The following is a 14811-nucleotide window of genomic DNA, read 5'->3' as shown; positions in this document are numbered from 1 at the left end:
GCTGCCACAACTGACGCCGCTGAGGTAGGGATTTTGCCGATCGCGCCGCAAGGGGAACCAGTGCGTCGCAGCGACGCGGCGCGGATTAACAATCGGTCATCCGTAGGCACTCATCCGTAGCCCGGATAAACCGCAACGAAATCCGGGTATGCCCGCGGCGAAAGTGATCCCGGATTGCACTTCGCTTCATCCGGGCTACCGGCCCCTGCCTACTCCGCCGGCACTCGTGCGGTCACCGCCGGCGCCTCGCGCAGCGCGACCCGGAGTATGCGGGCGAGCTGGGCGCGGCTGTACGGTTTTGCCAGGAACAGGATGCCCTGTTCGAGCTTGCCGTCCTGGTCGATGGCATCATCAGTGTAGCCCGACGTGAATAGTACGCGCAGCCCCGGGCGGCGCTTTTTCGCCTCGGTGGCGAGGTCGCGGCCATTCATCGCACCGGGCATGATGACGTCGGTGAACAACAGATCGACCGGCGCGCCGCTGTCGAGCACCGCCAGCGCCTCGCCGCCATTGTTGGCCGACAGCGTGGTGTAGCCAAGGCTCTCGATCTGGGTCAGCACGTAGGAGCGCACCAGTCTGTCGTCCTCGACGACGAGCACGATCTCCCGCGCGCCACGGACCTCCGGCTGTCGCCGCTCGGGCACAGCGGCCGGCGAGATGGCCGCCGCGCGCGGCAGGAACAGCATGACCCTGGTGCCGCGGCCGAGCTCGCTCTCGAGCACGATGTGGCCGTTCGACTGCTTGACGAAGCCGTAGACCATGCTCAAGCCCAGGCCGGTGCCCTTGCCGACGTCCTTGGTGGTGAAGAACGGCTCGAACACTTTTGTCAGATCGGCTTCCGCGATGCCCTGACCGTTGTCGATCAGGGAGATCGCGACATAGTCACCGGCGGCCAGCCCGTCATGGCCGTACACGTCCGATGGCTTGAGCTCGGCGGTGCGGGTCTCGATCCGGAGCCCGCCGCCCTTCGGCATCGCGTCGCGTGCGTTGAGCGCAAGATTGATGATCGCGGTGACGAGCTGGTTGGCATCGACCAGCGCGCGCGGCAGATCGGGCATCGGACGGAAATCGATGTCGACATGATCGCCGATGGTCGGCCGCAGCAGCTCGATGGCGTCGACCATCAACGCATTGATGTCGACATCGCTCGGTTGCAGCGGCTGCTTGCGCGCGAACGCGAGCAGATGCCGCGTCAGCGATGCGCCGCGCTCGGCGGCGTCGCGGATCAGCCCGGCGATCTCGACGAGCTGGCGGTTGTGGGTGACCGCGTCGGCCAGGATGTCGATGGTGCCGGTGATGACGGTGAGGATGTTGTTGAAGTCGTGCGCGATGCCGCCGGTGAGCTGGCCGACCGCTTCCATCTTCTGCGCCTGGCGGATCTTGCTCTCATTGGCCTCGGCCTCGCGGAAGCGCTCGAGCAAAAACTCCGAGCGCTGGCGCTGCCGCCCCTCCTCTGCGAGCGCGACATGCGCCTCGCGCAGCTGCGCCTCGGTCGGGATCGCGAGGATCCGCGGGATCAACGGCCAGAGCAGCACCGCGGTGAAGATCGAGGCGATCGCGGTCAGCGCCTTGAGCAGCCCTTCGAGACCGTAGATCGGCACCCACAGCGTGTAGATCGAGAACACATGCGTGAGGCCGCAGGCGAGGATGAACGCGGCGAACGGCCAGGCCATCCAGCCGAACTGAAAATCGCGCCGTTTGGAGACGAGGATCGCCAGCGCAAACGGGATCGAGAAATACGAAGCGGCAATGATCGCGTCTGAAATCACATGGAGCCAGATCAGTTCCGGCTCCCACAACAGGCAGATGCCGTGTGGCGAGAACGTCGACGAATCCAAAAGACGCTCGAGAAAACTCCACATGGGTCCCTCCGGGCGTGATCGATCCACCGACACCCCTGCCCGCGAATCACCGACCGATCATAGCGACGGCGCCTCTGCTTCCCGTAGCGCAATTGGTCTAACAGCGGCACCCCGTTGTTGCCCGGTGTCGCCCTGGTGTATGCAGGATCGGCCCGTTCCCCTTCTCCCAGCCGGTGACATCGATGCCAGCTTTTCCCCTCCGCGCCCCGATCATGATCGCAGCGATCGCAAGCGCGTTGGCACTCTCCTCGCTTGGTCAGGCACAACAGTTGCTGCCCAATCCCGCCGGGCCGGCCCCGGTGAGGCCGCGCCCGGCCGCCGTCGCCTCGCCGAGGGCTGCGTCGTGCCACGACGGGCAGAGCTTCGATCGCTTCCTCACCGAGCTGAAGCAGAAGGCGGTCGCCGCCGGCGTCTCGCAGCGCACGATCGCCGAGGCCGCGCCGTACCTGGTCTACGACCAGGGCATCGTCAACCGCGACCGCGGCCAGCGCGTGTTCGGACAGATCTTCACCCAGTTCGCCGGCCGCATGGCCGCGAATTATCGGATGCAGCAGGGCCAGCAATATATCCGGACCTATGCGGCCGCGTTCGCGCGCGCCGAGAAGGAATACGGCGTGCCGCCGGCCGTCATCGCCGCGTTCTGGGGACTGGAGAGCGACTTCGGCGTCCAGATGGGCAACCTGCCGACGCTGAAATCGCTGGTGTCGCTGGCCTATGACTGCCGCCGCTCGGAGATGTTCCAGGGTGAGACCATCGCGGCACTGAAGATCATCGAGCGCGGCGATCTCACGCCCGACGAGATGATCGGCTCGTGGGCCGGCGAGCTCGGCCAAACGCAATTCCTGCCTACGCATTACTTCAACTACGCCGTCGACTATGACGGCGACGGCCATCGCAATCTGCTCGCCAGCGGTCCCGACGTGATCGGCTCGACCGCCAACTACATCGCCAACGGATTGAAGTGGCGACGCGGCGAGCCGTGGCTGCAGGAGGTGCGCGTGCCGCAGGCGGCGGACTTTCCGTGGGACCAGGCCGATCTCACCATCAAGCTGCCGCGCTCGAAATGGGTGGCGCTCGGCGTCACCTTGACCGACGGCAAGGCCCTTCCGAACGACGAAATGCCGGCCTCGCTGCTGCTGCCGATGGGCCGGATGGGCCCGGCGTTCCTGGCCTACCCGAATTTCGTCGCCTACACCGAGTGGAACAACTCGCTGATCTATTCGACCACCGCGGGCTATCTCGCCGGCCGCATCGCGGGCGCACCGCCGATGCAGCGGCCGCGCGCGCCGGTCGCGCAGCTGCCGTTCAACGAGATCAAGGAGCTGCAGGGGCTCCTGGCGCGCGCCGGCTACGACGTCGGCAAGATCGACGGCGTGCTCGGCCAGGCGAGCCGCAGCGCGGTGAAGGCGATGCAGGTGAAATACGGGCTGCCAGCGGATTCCTGGCCGACCGCCGAGCTGCTGGCACGGATGCGCGGCGGCGGCCGCACGCAGCCGGCCGCGGACGCCGCGATGCCGGGGATGCGGTAGAGTGGGGATCGCTCGGCCCTTTCTCCCCGTCACCCTGAGGAGCGCGTAGCGCGTCTCGAAGGGTCGACGGCCACCGGCCGGGCCGTGCATCCTTCGAGACGCCGCTACGCGGCTCCTCAGAATGACGGTCGAACGGTGGCGCCACGGAAAATATTTGACCGACTGTTACAGCTCCCCGCAGTTGTATTCTTCCCTTTGCAGCCCCACTTGCAGCATCGCCGTTCGGTAACATCCGGACCTCATCAGACCCAGGGAGCATCACATGTCCTTTCATGACGCCGTCGTCCCCGCCTATTTGCAGATCCTCAACAGCCTCACCGGCGAGCTGACCAAGGCCGAAGCGCATTGCGAGGCGAAGAAGATCGCACCCGAGGTGCTGCTGGGATCGCGGCTCTATCCGGACATGCTGCCGCTGACCAAGCAGATTCAGCTGGTCTGCGACCATGCCTCGCGGGGCTGCGCGCGGCTGACGCACAGCGAAGTGCCCTCGACGCCCGACACCGAGACCACTTTCGCGGAACTGAAGCAGCGGCTGGCGAAGACGATCGACTATGTGAAGTCGTTCACGCCGGCGCAGTTCGAGGACGGCGACGCCAAGGATGTCACTTTTCCGATCGGCGCCGGCAACACCATGACCTTGAAGGGTCAGCAATTCCTCAACGCGTTCTCATTCCCGAACTTCTATTTCCACGCCGTCACCGCGCACGGCATCCTGCGCCACAATGGCGTCGAGGTCGGCAAGCGCGATTTCCTCGGCGTGAGCTGACGCGAAGCGCTCCTCATGGTGAGGAGCGCGTCTTCGCGCGTCTCGAACCATGAGGCCCCACTCGGGCCGCATCCTTCGAGACGCCGCTGCGCGGCTCCTCAGGATGAGGATCACCTGGTCGCGAGGTGATATTCCCCCGCCGCGGGATTTTAGCCTCGCACGCAGAGCCGTGCTACTGCTCCCTGACAACAACAAGACGTCAGGGAGCACGCCATATGTCGACCACAACCCACGCACCGAAAGCCATCGATCCCTCTTCATCGCTGCATGCCGAAGCGTTGGGACTGGCTAAGAACCACGGCCGCCTCGCCGGCCGGCGCATCATTGTGGTCGGTGCGGGACAGCGCAGGACTGTCGACGAGGAGCCGCCTGTTGGTAACGGCCGCGCCATGAGCGTGTTGTTCGCGCGCGAGGGCGCGTCGGTCGCCTGCCTCGACGTCAACAAGGAAGCCGCCGACGACACCGTCGCGCAGATCACGAAGGAAGGCGGCAAGGCCTTCACCGACGTGGTCGATGTCTCCGACGTCGCGGCGATCGCGCCTGCGGTCGAACGCTGTACGCAAAAGCTGGGCGGGCTCGACGGGTTGGCGCTCAACGTCGGCATTTCCTCCGGCCTGTCGCTGCCCAAGATGACGGCGGAAGCCTGGGACCGCGACTACGCCGTCAACGTGCGCAGCCACATGCTGTTCGCGCAGAAGGCGCTGGAGGTGATGGCGCCCGGCGGCGCGATCATCCTGATCTCCTCGATGGCGAGCCAGCGCGCCGGCGGCCGCAACCCGGCCTATGAATCCTCCAAGGCGGCGCAGATCGCGCTGGGCCGGGCGATCGCCCGGGCCGGCGAGGACAAGGGCATTCGCTGCAACGTGATCGCGCCCGGCTTCATGGATACGCCGATGGGTCGCGACGCCAGCCGCAGGCGATCGGACCGCGCCGTGACAGTGCCTTTCGGCCGCCAGGGCACCGGCTGGGAGGTCGCCTATCCTGCGCTGTTCCTGATTTCGAATGAATCGTCCTACGTGAACGCGCACACTTTGTTCCTCGATGCCGGCCACATGGGCGGAATCGTGCGCGGCTAGCCTGCAAACAGCGAATACCCGGGCCATTGCGCTCGTCGCGGCAATGCACAACTCTCCCTCATCAGTCACTGTCTGGAACATTTCACATGAGCCAATCGACCAAACTCCTCGAGCCCTTCAAGCTGGGCGCGCTGACCTTGCCGAACCGCCTGGTGATGGCGCCGCTGACGCGCAACCGCGCGGTGCCGCCCGGCATGGTGCCGAGCCCGCTCGCGGTGGACTATTACGGCCAGCGCGCCTCCGCCGGCCTTCTGATCACCGAAGCGAGCCAGGTGTCGCAGCAGGGCCAGGGCTATCAGGATACGCCCGGTATCTATTCGAAGGAGCAGGTCGAAGGCTGGCGCAAGGTCACCGATCGCGTGCATGAGTGCGGCGGCCGCATCTTCATCCAGATCTGGCATGTCGGCCGCATCTCGCACACCTCGCTGCAACCGAACGGCGGCGCGCCGGTGGCGCCGAGCGCGATCCGCGCCAAGGGCAAGACCTTCGTGAACGGCACCTTTGCCGACGTCTCCGAGCCGCGCGCGCTCGAACTGTCGGAAATCGCCGGGATCATCGAAGACTTCAAGCGGGCGACCTCGAATGCGCTGGCCGCCGGCTTCGACGGTGTCGAGATCCACGGCGCCAACGGGTATCTGCTCGACCAGTTCGCCCGGGACGGCACCAACAAGCGCACCGACGCCTATGGCGGCGGAATCGAGAAGCGCGCCCAGCTGATGCTGGAAGTGTCCAAGGCGGTCACCATCGAGGCCGGCGCCGAGCGCACCGGCATCCGCATCTCGCCGGTGACGCCGGCCAACGACATCACCGACTCCAATCCGCAACCGCTGTTCGACCACATCGTCGACCAGCTCAATGCGCTGAAGCTGGCCTATATCCACGTCATCGAGGGCGCCACCGGCGGCCCGCGCGACAACGCGCCGTTCGACTACGCCTCGCTTCGCAAGCGCTTCAAGCAGGCCTATATCGCCAACAACGGCTACGACTTCGCGCTGGCGGAGAAGGTGCTGGAGGCAGGTGCCGCCGACCTGATCGCGTTCGGCAAGCCGTTCATCTCCAACCCCCGACCTGGTCGAACGGCTCAAGGCCGGCGCCCCGCTCAACGAATGGGACAAGGCGACCTTCTACGGCGGCGGCGCCAAGGGCTACACCGACTACCCGACGCTGAAAGCGACCGAGGCGGCAGAATAAAGTCGGCCTCGCTCCCTCGCGATCGTCATTGCGAGGAGCGAAGCGACGAAGCAATCCATCGACCCGCATACGCGGAGGCATGGATTGCTTCGCTTCGCTCGCAATGACGGAGGGAAAGAAAGCCGCAACATCCCCAGGTCGTCATTCCCCCGGTGCGCAATTGCGCACCTGAGGATGCGCCGCCAGGCGCAGACCCGGAATGACGAATGAAATGCTGAAACGGCAGTGAAACAAAAAGGCCGGGATCGCTCCCGGCCTTTCGCTGTTTTCGGATGGCGTGACGACGAAGCTTACTTGGCTTCGGCGCGCTTGGGCGGGTTGGCCGGCCACGACTTGATCAGCGTGTCGTAGTCAACAGTCTCGCCCTTCGGCTTCTCGTTCGCGAGCTTGCGCTGCGGAGCGATGGTGCCGTCCTTCTCGGCCTTCTTGTACCAGAACTCGGCGGTTTCCTTCTTGTTCAGCTTCGGTCCGCAGGCGCCCTGCACACCGGACTTCTCAAGACGCTCCATCACCGAATCCTGGGCCGCGGCCAGCGCATCCATCGCCTGCTGCGGCGTCTTGGTACCGGACGACGCATCGCCGATGTTCTGCCACCACAGCTGCGCGAGCTTCGGATAGTCGGGCACGTTGTTGCCGGTCGGGGTCCATTGCACGCGCGCAGGCGAGCGATAGAACTCGATCAGGCCGCCGAGCTTCGGCGCACGCTCGGTGAACGACTTGTCCCAGATATCGGACTCACGGATGAAGGTGAGGCCGACATGGCTCTTCTTCAGCGACACCGACTTGGAGATGATGAACTGGAGATAGAGCCAGGCCGCCTTGCGGCGATCCGGCGGGGTCGACTTCAGGAGCGTCACGGAGCCGGCGTCCTGGTAGCCGAGCTTCATGCCTTCCTTCCAGTAGGCGCCGTGCGGCGACGGAGCCATACGCCACTTCGGCGTACCGTCCGCGTTCATCACGGCGATGCCCGGCTTCACCATGTCGGCGGTGAAGGCGGTGTACCAGAAGATTTGCTGGGCGATGTTGCCCTGCGCCGGCACCGGACCTGCTTCAGAGAAGGTCATGCCCTGGGCCTGCGGCGGAGCGTACTTCTTCAGCCAGTCGAGGTACTTGGTGATCGAGTAGACCGCGGCCGGGCCGTTGGTGTCGCCACCACGCTCGACCGAGGAGCCGACCGGGCGGCAGCCTTCCATGCGGATGCCCCACTCGTCGACCGGCAGACCGTTCGGAATGCCCTTGTCGCCGTTGCCGGCCATCGACAGCCACGCGTCGGTGAACCGCCAGCCGAGCGAGGGATCCTTCTTGCCATAGTCCATATGGCCGTAGATCTTGACGCCGTTGATCTCCTTGATGTCGTTGGTGAAGAACTCGGCGATGTCTTCATAGGCCGACCAGTTCACGGGCACGCCCAGGTCATAGCCGTACTTGGCCTTGAACTTGGCCTTGTACTCGGGGTTGGTGAACCAGTCGTAGCGGAACCAGTAGAGGTTCGCGAACTGCTGGTCGGGAAGCTGATAGAGCTTACCGTCCGGCGACGTGGTGAACGACTTGCCGATGAAGTCGTCGACATCGAGCATCGGGTCGGTGACGTCCTTGCCCTCGCCCTTCATATAGTCCGAGAGCACGATGGTCTGGCCGTAGCGGAAGTGCGTACCGATCAGGTCGGAGTCGTTGATCCAGCCGTCATAGACGTTCTTGCCGGACTGCATCTGGGTCTGCAGCTTCTCGACGACGTCACCTTCCTGGATGATGTCGTGCTTGAGCTTGATGCCGGTGAGTTCGGAAAACGCCTTGGCCAGCGTCTGCGACTCATATTCGTGCGTCGTGATCGTTTCCGAGACGACGTTGATCTCCATGCCCTTGAAGGGTTCGGCCGCCCTGGCGAACCACTCGAGCTCCTTCTTCTGGTCGTCCTTCGACAGCGTCGAGGGCTGGAATTCCGCAATCCACTTCTGGATCACGGCGTCGTCGGCAGCGCGGGCCGGCGTGGCGATCGCGAGCGAGGTCGCGATCAGCGCGGCGGCGCTGGTCATAGTCAAAAGACTATCCCTTGTCGTTCTCAAATGTCGCATAGTGATTCCTCCGGTTGCAGCGACAAACAAAACCCCAGGCCCGGGTAGACCCCGGATCTGCTCTTCTTCGCTTTCGTCAGACGGTGCGAAAGATCGCCACGGCCGACAGAAGCGAAATCAGCGTTGCGAGCCACAGGCTCGAAATTTCCACGCCCTCGCCGATCGGCAGGGTGAGGATTGGATCGGTGCCGACGAGGCCGATCCACACCAGGTGGATCACCGCCGCCAGCACCAGCGAAATGAACAGACGATCACCGCGCGTCGTCGGGATGCGCAGCACCCCGACCCGCTCGGCCTCGGGATAGACGGCCGCGAGCCAGGTCATCACGCCGAGCGTCGAGGCGAGCAGCGCGAAGAAGATCGCGGTCGGCAGCGTCCAGGCCATCCATGCGATGGATTCCATGATTGCCTCCTAGACCCGGCCGAGCGCGAAGCCGCGCGCGATGTAGTTGCGGACGAACCAGATCACCAGCGCGCCCGGAATGATGGTGAGCACGCCCGCGGCGGCGAGCAGCCCCCAGTCCATCCCGGCGGCCGAGACCGTGCGCGTCATGATCGCCGCGATCGGCTTGGCCTGCACCGACGTCAGCGTGCGCGCGAGCAAGAGCTCGACCCAGGAGAACATGAAGCAGAAGAACGCGGCGACGCCGATGCCGCTCGCGATCAGCGGCACCAGGATCTTGATGAAGAAGCGCGGGAACGAATAGCCGTCGAGGAAGGCGGTCTCGTCGATCTCGCGCGGCACACCGGAGACAAAGCCTTCGAGGATCCACACCGCGAGCGGCACATTGAAGATGCAGTGCGCGAGCGCGACCGCCCACGGCGTATCGAACAGGCCGATCGCCGAGTAGAGATTGAAGAACGGCAGCGCGTAGACCGCCGCGGGCGCCATGCGGTTCGACAAAAGCCAGAAGAACAGGTGCTTGTCGCCGAGGAAACGGTAGCGCGAGAACGCATAGGCCGCCGGCAACGCCACCGCGATCGAGATGACGGTGTTGAGCACGACATATTCGAGCGAATTGATGTAGCCCGAATACCAGCTCTCGTCGGTGAAGATGCGCTTGTAGTGCTGCAGCGTCGGCGTGTGCGGCCACAAGGTCATCGTCGAGACGATCTCGGCGTTGGTCTTGAAGCTCATGTTGACGAGCCAGTAGATCGGCAACAGCAGGAAGATCAAGAACAGCGCCATGATCAGGCGGCGGCCGGGGATCGAGTGCATCACGCCGCTCCTTCCTTGGCCGGACGCTCGGTGCCGGCATTGGTCATCACGGTGTAGAACACCCAGCACACGATCAGGATGATCAGATTGTAGACCAGCGACAGCGCCGCGGCCTTGCCGAGGTCGAACTGGCCGAGCGCGATCTTGACGAGCTCGATCGAAACGAAGGTCGTCGAGTTGCCGGGACCGCCGCCGGTGACCACGAACGGCTCGGTGTAGATCATGAAGCTGTCCATGAAGCGCAGCAGCACCGCGATCAGCAGCACGCGGTTCATCTTCGGCAGCTGGATCGCCTTGAATACCGCCCAGCGCGAAGCGCCGTCGATCTGTGCCGCCTGGTAATAGGCGTCAGGGATCGACTTCAGGCCGGCGTAGCACAGCAACGCAACGAGGCTAGTCCAGTGCCAGACGTCCATCACGATCACGGTGACCCAGGCGTCGATGTCGTTGGAGACGTAGTTGTAGTTGAAGCCAAGGTAGTTCAGCGTGTAGCCGAGCAGGCCGATATCGGGACGGCCGAAGATCTGCCAGATGGTGCCGACCACGTTCCACGGAATCAGAAGCGGCAGCGCCAGGATGACGAGGCAGGCCGCGACGCTCCAACCCTCGCGCGGCATCGACAGCGCGACGATGATGCCGAGCGGCACCTCGATCGCGAGGATGATCGCCGAGAACAACAAATTGCGGCCGAGCGAGGCCAGGAAGCGGCCGCCGAGATCGGTCGAGGGATCCAGCAGCTCCTTGAACCAGCCGACGCCGTTCCAGAAGAACTGGTTGTTGCCGAAGGTGTCCTGCATCGAATAGTTCACGACGGTCATCAGCGGCAGCACAGCCGAGAACGCGACCACCAGGAACACCGGCAGCACCAGGAACCAGGCTTTTTGGTTGATGGTCTTGTCCATCAGGCGACCCCTTCCACCAAATGGCTGTCGGCATAGACGTGGACATGCGCGGGATTGAAGACGAGGCCGGCGGTGTCGCCGGAAACCGAGAAGCCCGGCGGCACGCGCGCCGCGAGCTTGGTGTTGCCGACGCGCACACGGGCGAACTGGATGCGGCCGAGGTCGTCGATCCGCTCGATGCTGGCCGACAGCAGCCCTGACGCCGGCGCCGCGACATCGACGAATTCCGGCCGCACGCCGATCTCGATCTTCTTGCCCGCCGGCAGGACACCGTAATTGCGGTGCAGGCCGATGACATGGCCGTCGATCCGCGCCTCGTGGCCCGAGACCTCGGCGGGCACGATGTTCATGCCGGGCGAGCCGATGAAATAGCCGACGAAGGTGTGCGCCGGCTTGTCGAACAATTCGGCCGGTGTGCCGCTCTGCACCACGCGGCCGTCATGCATGACGACGACGGTGTCGGCGAAGGTCAGCGCCTCGGTCTGGTCGTGGGTGACGTAGATCATCGTGAGGTCGAGCTCGCGATGCAGCGCCTTCAGCTTGGAGCGCAGCTGCCATTTCAGCTCGGGATCGATCACGGTCAGCGGCTCGTCGAACAAGACGGCGGCGACGTCGGAGCGCACCAGGCCGCGGCCGAGCGAGATCTTCTGCTTGGCGTCGGCGGTGAGCCGCGTCGCCTTGCGCTTCAGATACGGCGTGAGGTCGAGCAGATCGGCGATCTGCCTGACCCGCGCATCGACCTCGGATTTCGCGACGCCGCGGTTCTTCAGCGGGAAGGCCAGGTTCTGGCCGACCGTCATGGTGTCGTAGATCACGGGGAACTGGAACACCTGCGCGATGTTGCGCTTCTGCGTCGACAGCGGCGTGATGTCACGGCCGTCGAACAGGATCTGCCCGCGCGACGGCGTCACGATGCCGGAAATCAGATTGAGCAGCGTGGTCTTGCCGCAGCCGGACGGCCCGAGCAGCGCATAGGCGCCGCCTTGCCGCCAGGTCATGGTGACCGGCTTCAGCGCAAAGGATTCCTGCGGCGCATCGTTGCCGCCGTAGGAGTGCGCGAGATCGACGAGGTCAATGCGGGCCATGAAGCATCTCCCTCACTTTGAAAAAGCTGTCGCAGGTGAAGCGACGAGGCGATTGGCCGCGTCGAACACGAAGATGTTGTCGGGATCGAGCGCGGCGTCGAGCACCTGCCCGGGTTCATATTCATGCACGCCATGCAGCACCGCGACCCAGTTCGAGCCGTGGACATGGACGTGGACAAAGCTCTCCGAGCCGGTGATCTCGGTCACCGTCACCGCGGCGGAGAATTTGTGGCGGCCGGCCGCAACGCTGCCGACCTCGAGCTGATGGGCGCGGAAGCCGATCCGGTAGGCGCCGTCAGGCAGATTGGCGTAGAGGCCGGCCGCGGGCGCCTGCTCGCCGCCGGCATAGATCACCTGGGCGCCCTTCTTCTCGATGCCGATGATGTTGAGCGGCGGATCGGAGAACACCTGCGCGACCCGCAGCGTGTCGGGATGGCGGTAGACCTTTGGCGTCGCGCCGGTCTGCAGCGCCTGGCCCTCCCACATGCACACCGTGTCGCCGCCGAGCAGCAGCGCTTCCGACGGCTCGGTGGTGGCATAGACGAAGATCGCACCCGACGCCTCGAAGATCCGCGGCAACTCGGCGCGCAGCTCCTCGCGCAGCTTGTAATCGAGATTGGCGAGCGGCTCGTCGAGCAGGACCAGGTCGGCCCCCTTGACCAGCGCGCGCGCGATCGCGGTGCGCTGCTGCTGGCCGCCGGAGAGCTGCAACGGCGTGCGCTTCAGATACGGCTCGAGCCGCAGCAGGCCGGCCGCTTCCGCCACCCGCTTCTCGATCTCGGCCTTCGGCTTGCCCTGCACCCGCAGCGGCGAGGCGATGTTCTCGTAGACCGAGAGCGAGGGATAGTTGATGAACTGCTGATAGACCATCGCGACCGAGCGCTGCCGCACGTCGGCGCCGGTGACGTCCTTGCCGTCGACCAGCACGCGGCCGGTGGTCGGCTTGTCGAGGCCGGCGAGCAGCCGCATGATCGAGGTCTTGCCCGACAGCGTCGGCCCGAGCAGCACACTGAGCGTGCCACGCTCCAGCGTCAGCGAAACGTCGCGGATGGTCGCAATGCCATCCACGGTTCGCGTGACGTTCTGCAGTGTAACGCTCATGCCCGTCCTCCCGCTTCGCGGAGGGGACGTTCACCGGACGCGCGGTTGGCGGACATCCACTCGTCGAGCGCGGCGATTTCACCCGCTGTCATCCGCAAGCCCAGCTTGGATCGTCGCCAGACGACATCGTCCGCAGTCCGAGCCCATTCGTTCGCCATCAGGTACCGGACTTCACTCTCCGTCAAGGTGGCGCCGAACGAGCGGCCGAGATCTTCGGCCGATGCTGCATTGCCCAAGACCTTGCTGGCGCGCGTGCCGTAGGCGTGCGCGAGACGGTCGGCATGTGATGGCGCGAGGAACGGATGGTTGTGAACCAGCTCGGCGGCGAGCGCCGCGACCGCGGAGACATCCATGTCGCCGCCGGGCAACGGCGCCTTGCCGGTCCAGCCCACCTGCGCCTTTGTGCCGCGGAGGTAGGGCGACAGCCGCTCCAGCGCCTCCTCGGACAGGCGACGATAGGTCGTGATCTTGCCGCCATAGATCGACAGCAGCGGCGCACCGCCGGGCGTATCGAGCTCGAACACGTAGTCGCGGGTCGCGGCCTTGGCTTCGCTGGCGCCGTCGTCATAGAGCGGACGCACGCCGGAGTAATGCCACACCACGTCTTCGGGCTTCACCGGCTTGGCGAGGTATTCGCTGGCGGAGGCGCAGAGATACTGGATCTCCTCCTGCGACGCCTTCACCTTGGCCGGATCGCCGTCATAGTCGCGATCGGTGGTGCCGATCAGCGAGAAATCGTCCTGGTAGGGAATCACGAAGATGATGCGGCCGTCGGCATTCTGGAAGATGTAGGCGCGGTCGTGGTCGTAGAGTTTCGGCACCACGATATGCGAGCCCTGCACAAGGCGCACCTTGGCGCGCGCGTTGACGCCGGCGCCCGACGCCAGCACCTGCTCGACCCAGGGACCGCCGGCGTTGACCAGCACGCGCGACTGGATCGTCTCGCGCGCTCCGCTCGTGGTGTCCTCGACCGTGACGTGCCAGACGCCGTCGACCTGCCTGATCTCGACCGCGCGGGTACGGGTGCGGATCACGGCGCCGCGATCGGCGGCGTCGCGCGCGGTGAGTGCCACCAGCCGCGCGTCGTCGACGAAGCAGTCGGAATATTCGAAGCCCTTGGTGTAGCGGCCCGGGATCAGCGGCTTGCCGACCACGTCACGGGTCAGATCGAGCGAGCGCGTCGCCGGCAGCAGATGCCGGCCGCCGATATGGTCGTAGAGGAAGAGGCCGAGCCGCAGCAGCCAGGCCGGGCGCAAGCCGGCATGGTGCGGCAAAACGAAACGCAACGGGCGGATGATGTGGGGCGCGATCTGCCAGAGGATCTCGCGCTCGATCAGCGCCTCGCGCACCAGACGGAACTCGTAATATTCGAGATAGCGCAGGCCGCCATGCACGAGCTTGGTCGACCAGGACGACGTCCCGCTGGCCAAGTCATTCATTTCACAGAGGAAAACAGAGTTTCCCCGGCCCGCCGCATCGCGCGCGATGCCGCAGCCATTAACGCCGCCTCCGATGATGGCGAGGTCGTAAATTCGATCCAAAGAACGCTTCCCCCGGCAACCGCCTTCGCTTTGACGGTTTTACTTTCGGATTGGAGTAAATCACAACCAAAAACGAAAGCAAACCGAAAATGGGGAACTTTAGTTGGGGATTTTTTGAGCGGAGTGATCACGGCGCGGGCTTTGGGAGACCGGACGGGCCGCGCAACGCTTGAGGTAGCACCGGACGAGACGGTGGCCGAAGATAAGGGGCGCCGTGGCGATCGTCCGACACGCAATTCCGGCAAAGCCTTCTCCGGGTCGTAGGTGCGGCGAACCTCACCGCCCACGCGCCTTGCGTACGCGCGACTGTCGCGCACGTACCAAACCATGAGTGCAAGCACGCCGATCGCGGCGAGCAACGCATGACCGCTGGCAAGCAGAAGGTAGAACAGCGAGCACGCGACGAACAAGATCGCATACCATTTGAAGGCGAAGCGGAAATAGATTCCCGCGACGGAACGATCCAT

General features: G+C 64.9%; 12 protein-coding genes and 1 pseudogene. 4 read left to right on the top strand and 9 right to left on the bottom strand.

Annotated elements, in window-relative coordinates; genetic code table 11:
- Positions 1-209: 209 nt before the first annotated feature.
- Positions 210-1862 carry an ATP-binding protein gene (locus tag ACVILL_RS23090; RefSeq protein ID WP_456731143.1) on the bottom strand — a complete coding sequence of 551 codons (1653 nt, stop codon included), beginning with the start codon at positions 1860-1862 and terminating at the stop codon, positions 210-212.
- A gap of 182 nt (positions 1863-2044) precedes the next feature.
- On the opposite strand from ACVILL_RS23090, the gene ACVILL_RS23085 reads away from it, so the two are divergent.
- The 4 genes and pseudogenes from ACVILL_RS23085 (at position 2045) to ACVILL_RS23070 (ending at position 6424) form a co-directional block, all read left to right on the top strand.
- Positions 2045-3391, top strand: a complete 1347-nt coding sequence (locus tag ACVILL_RS23085; protein ID WP_456731142.1) for a lytic murein transglycosylase — start codon at positions 2045-2047, stop codon at positions 3389-3391.
- 262 nt (positions 3392-3653) lie between these two features.
- Positions 3654-4157 (top strand): DUF1993 domain-containing protein, encoded by a 504-nt coding sequence (locus tag ACVILL_RS23080; protein ID WP_456731141.1) that lies wholly within the window; start codon positions 3654-3656, stop codon positions 4155-4157.
- A 215-nt stretch (positions 4158-4372) separates the two neighbouring features.
- Positions 4373-5233, top strand: coding sequence for an SDR family NAD(P)-dependent oxidoreductase (locus ACVILL_RS23075; protein WP_456731140.1), 861 nt, complete (start codon positions 4373-4375; stop codon positions 5231-5233).
- Positions 5234-5319: 86 nt separating this feature from the next.
- Positions 5320-6424 (top strand): annotated as a pseudogene (locus ACVILL_RS23070) (alkene reductase).
- A gap of 290 nt (positions 6425-6714) precedes the next feature.
- Here the strand turns inward: ACVILL_RS23070 and ACVILL_RS23065 are convergent.
- The 8 genes from ACVILL_RS23065 to ACVILL_RS23030 form a co-directional block, all read right to left on the bottom strand.
- Positions 6715-8457: an ABC transporter substrate-binding protein gene (locus tag ACVILL_RS23065; protein ID WP_456731139.1), complete on the bottom strand. Its 1743-nt coding sequence runs from the start codon at positions 8455-8457 to the stop codon at positions 6715-6717.
- Between the two features lie 115 nt (positions 8458-8572).
- Positions 8573-8899 carry a DUF2160 domain-containing protein gene (locus ACVILL_RS23060; RefSeq protein WP_139864503.1) on the bottom strand — a complete coding sequence of 109 codons (327 nt, stop codon included), beginning with the start codon at positions 8897-8899 and terminating at the stop codon, positions 8573-8575.
- A gap of 9 nt (positions 8900-8908) precedes the next feature.
- Entirely contained in the window at positions 8909-9715 is an 807-nt protein-coding gene (locus ACVILL_RS23055) for a carbohydrate ABC transporter permease (protein ID WP_456731138.1), read from the bottom strand.
- The gene (locus ACVILL_RS23050; protein WP_456731137.1) at positions 9715-10617 is read right to left on the bottom strand and encodes a carbohydrate ABC transporter permease; all 903 of its coding nucleotides are present in this window, start codon (positions 10615-10617) and stop codon (positions 9715-9717) included. Before ACVILL_RS23050 ends, ACVILL_RS23055 begins: the two co-directional genes overlap by 1 nt.
- On the bottom strand, positions 10617-11702 hold the full coding sequence (locus ACVILL_RS23045; RefSeq protein WP_456731136.1) for an ABC transporter ATP-binding protein: 1086 nt from the start codon (positions 11700-11702) through the stop codon (positions 10617-10619). The genes ACVILL_RS23050 and ACVILL_RS23045 overlap by 1 nt, the downstream gene beginning before the upstream one ends.
- A 12-nt stretch (positions 11703-11714) precedes the next feature.
- A complete protein-coding gene (locus ACVILL_RS23040; RefSeq protein WP_456731135.1) occupies positions 11715-12803 on the bottom strand; it encodes an ABC transporter ATP-binding protein in 1089 nt (362 codons plus the stop codon).
- Positions 12800-14344: a glycerol-3-phosphate dehydrogenase gene (gene glpD / locus ACVILL_RS23035; protein WP_456731134.1), complete on the bottom strand. Its 1545-nt coding sequence runs from the start codon at positions 14342-14344 to the stop codon at positions 12800-12802. Before glpD ends, ACVILL_RS23040 begins: the two co-directional genes overlap by 4 nt.
- A complete protein-coding gene (locus tag ACVILL_RS23030; protein WP_456731133.1) occupies positions 14239-14811 on the bottom strand; it encodes a hypothetical protein in 573 nt (190 codons plus the stop codon). The genes glpD and ACVILL_RS23030 overlap by 106 nt, the downstream gene beginning before the upstream one ends.

The organism is Bradyrhizobium sp. USDA 3364, assembly GCF_054056355.1.
Note: the sequence above shows the minus strand (reverse complement) of the source record. Positions and strands in the feature narration are given on the sequence as shown.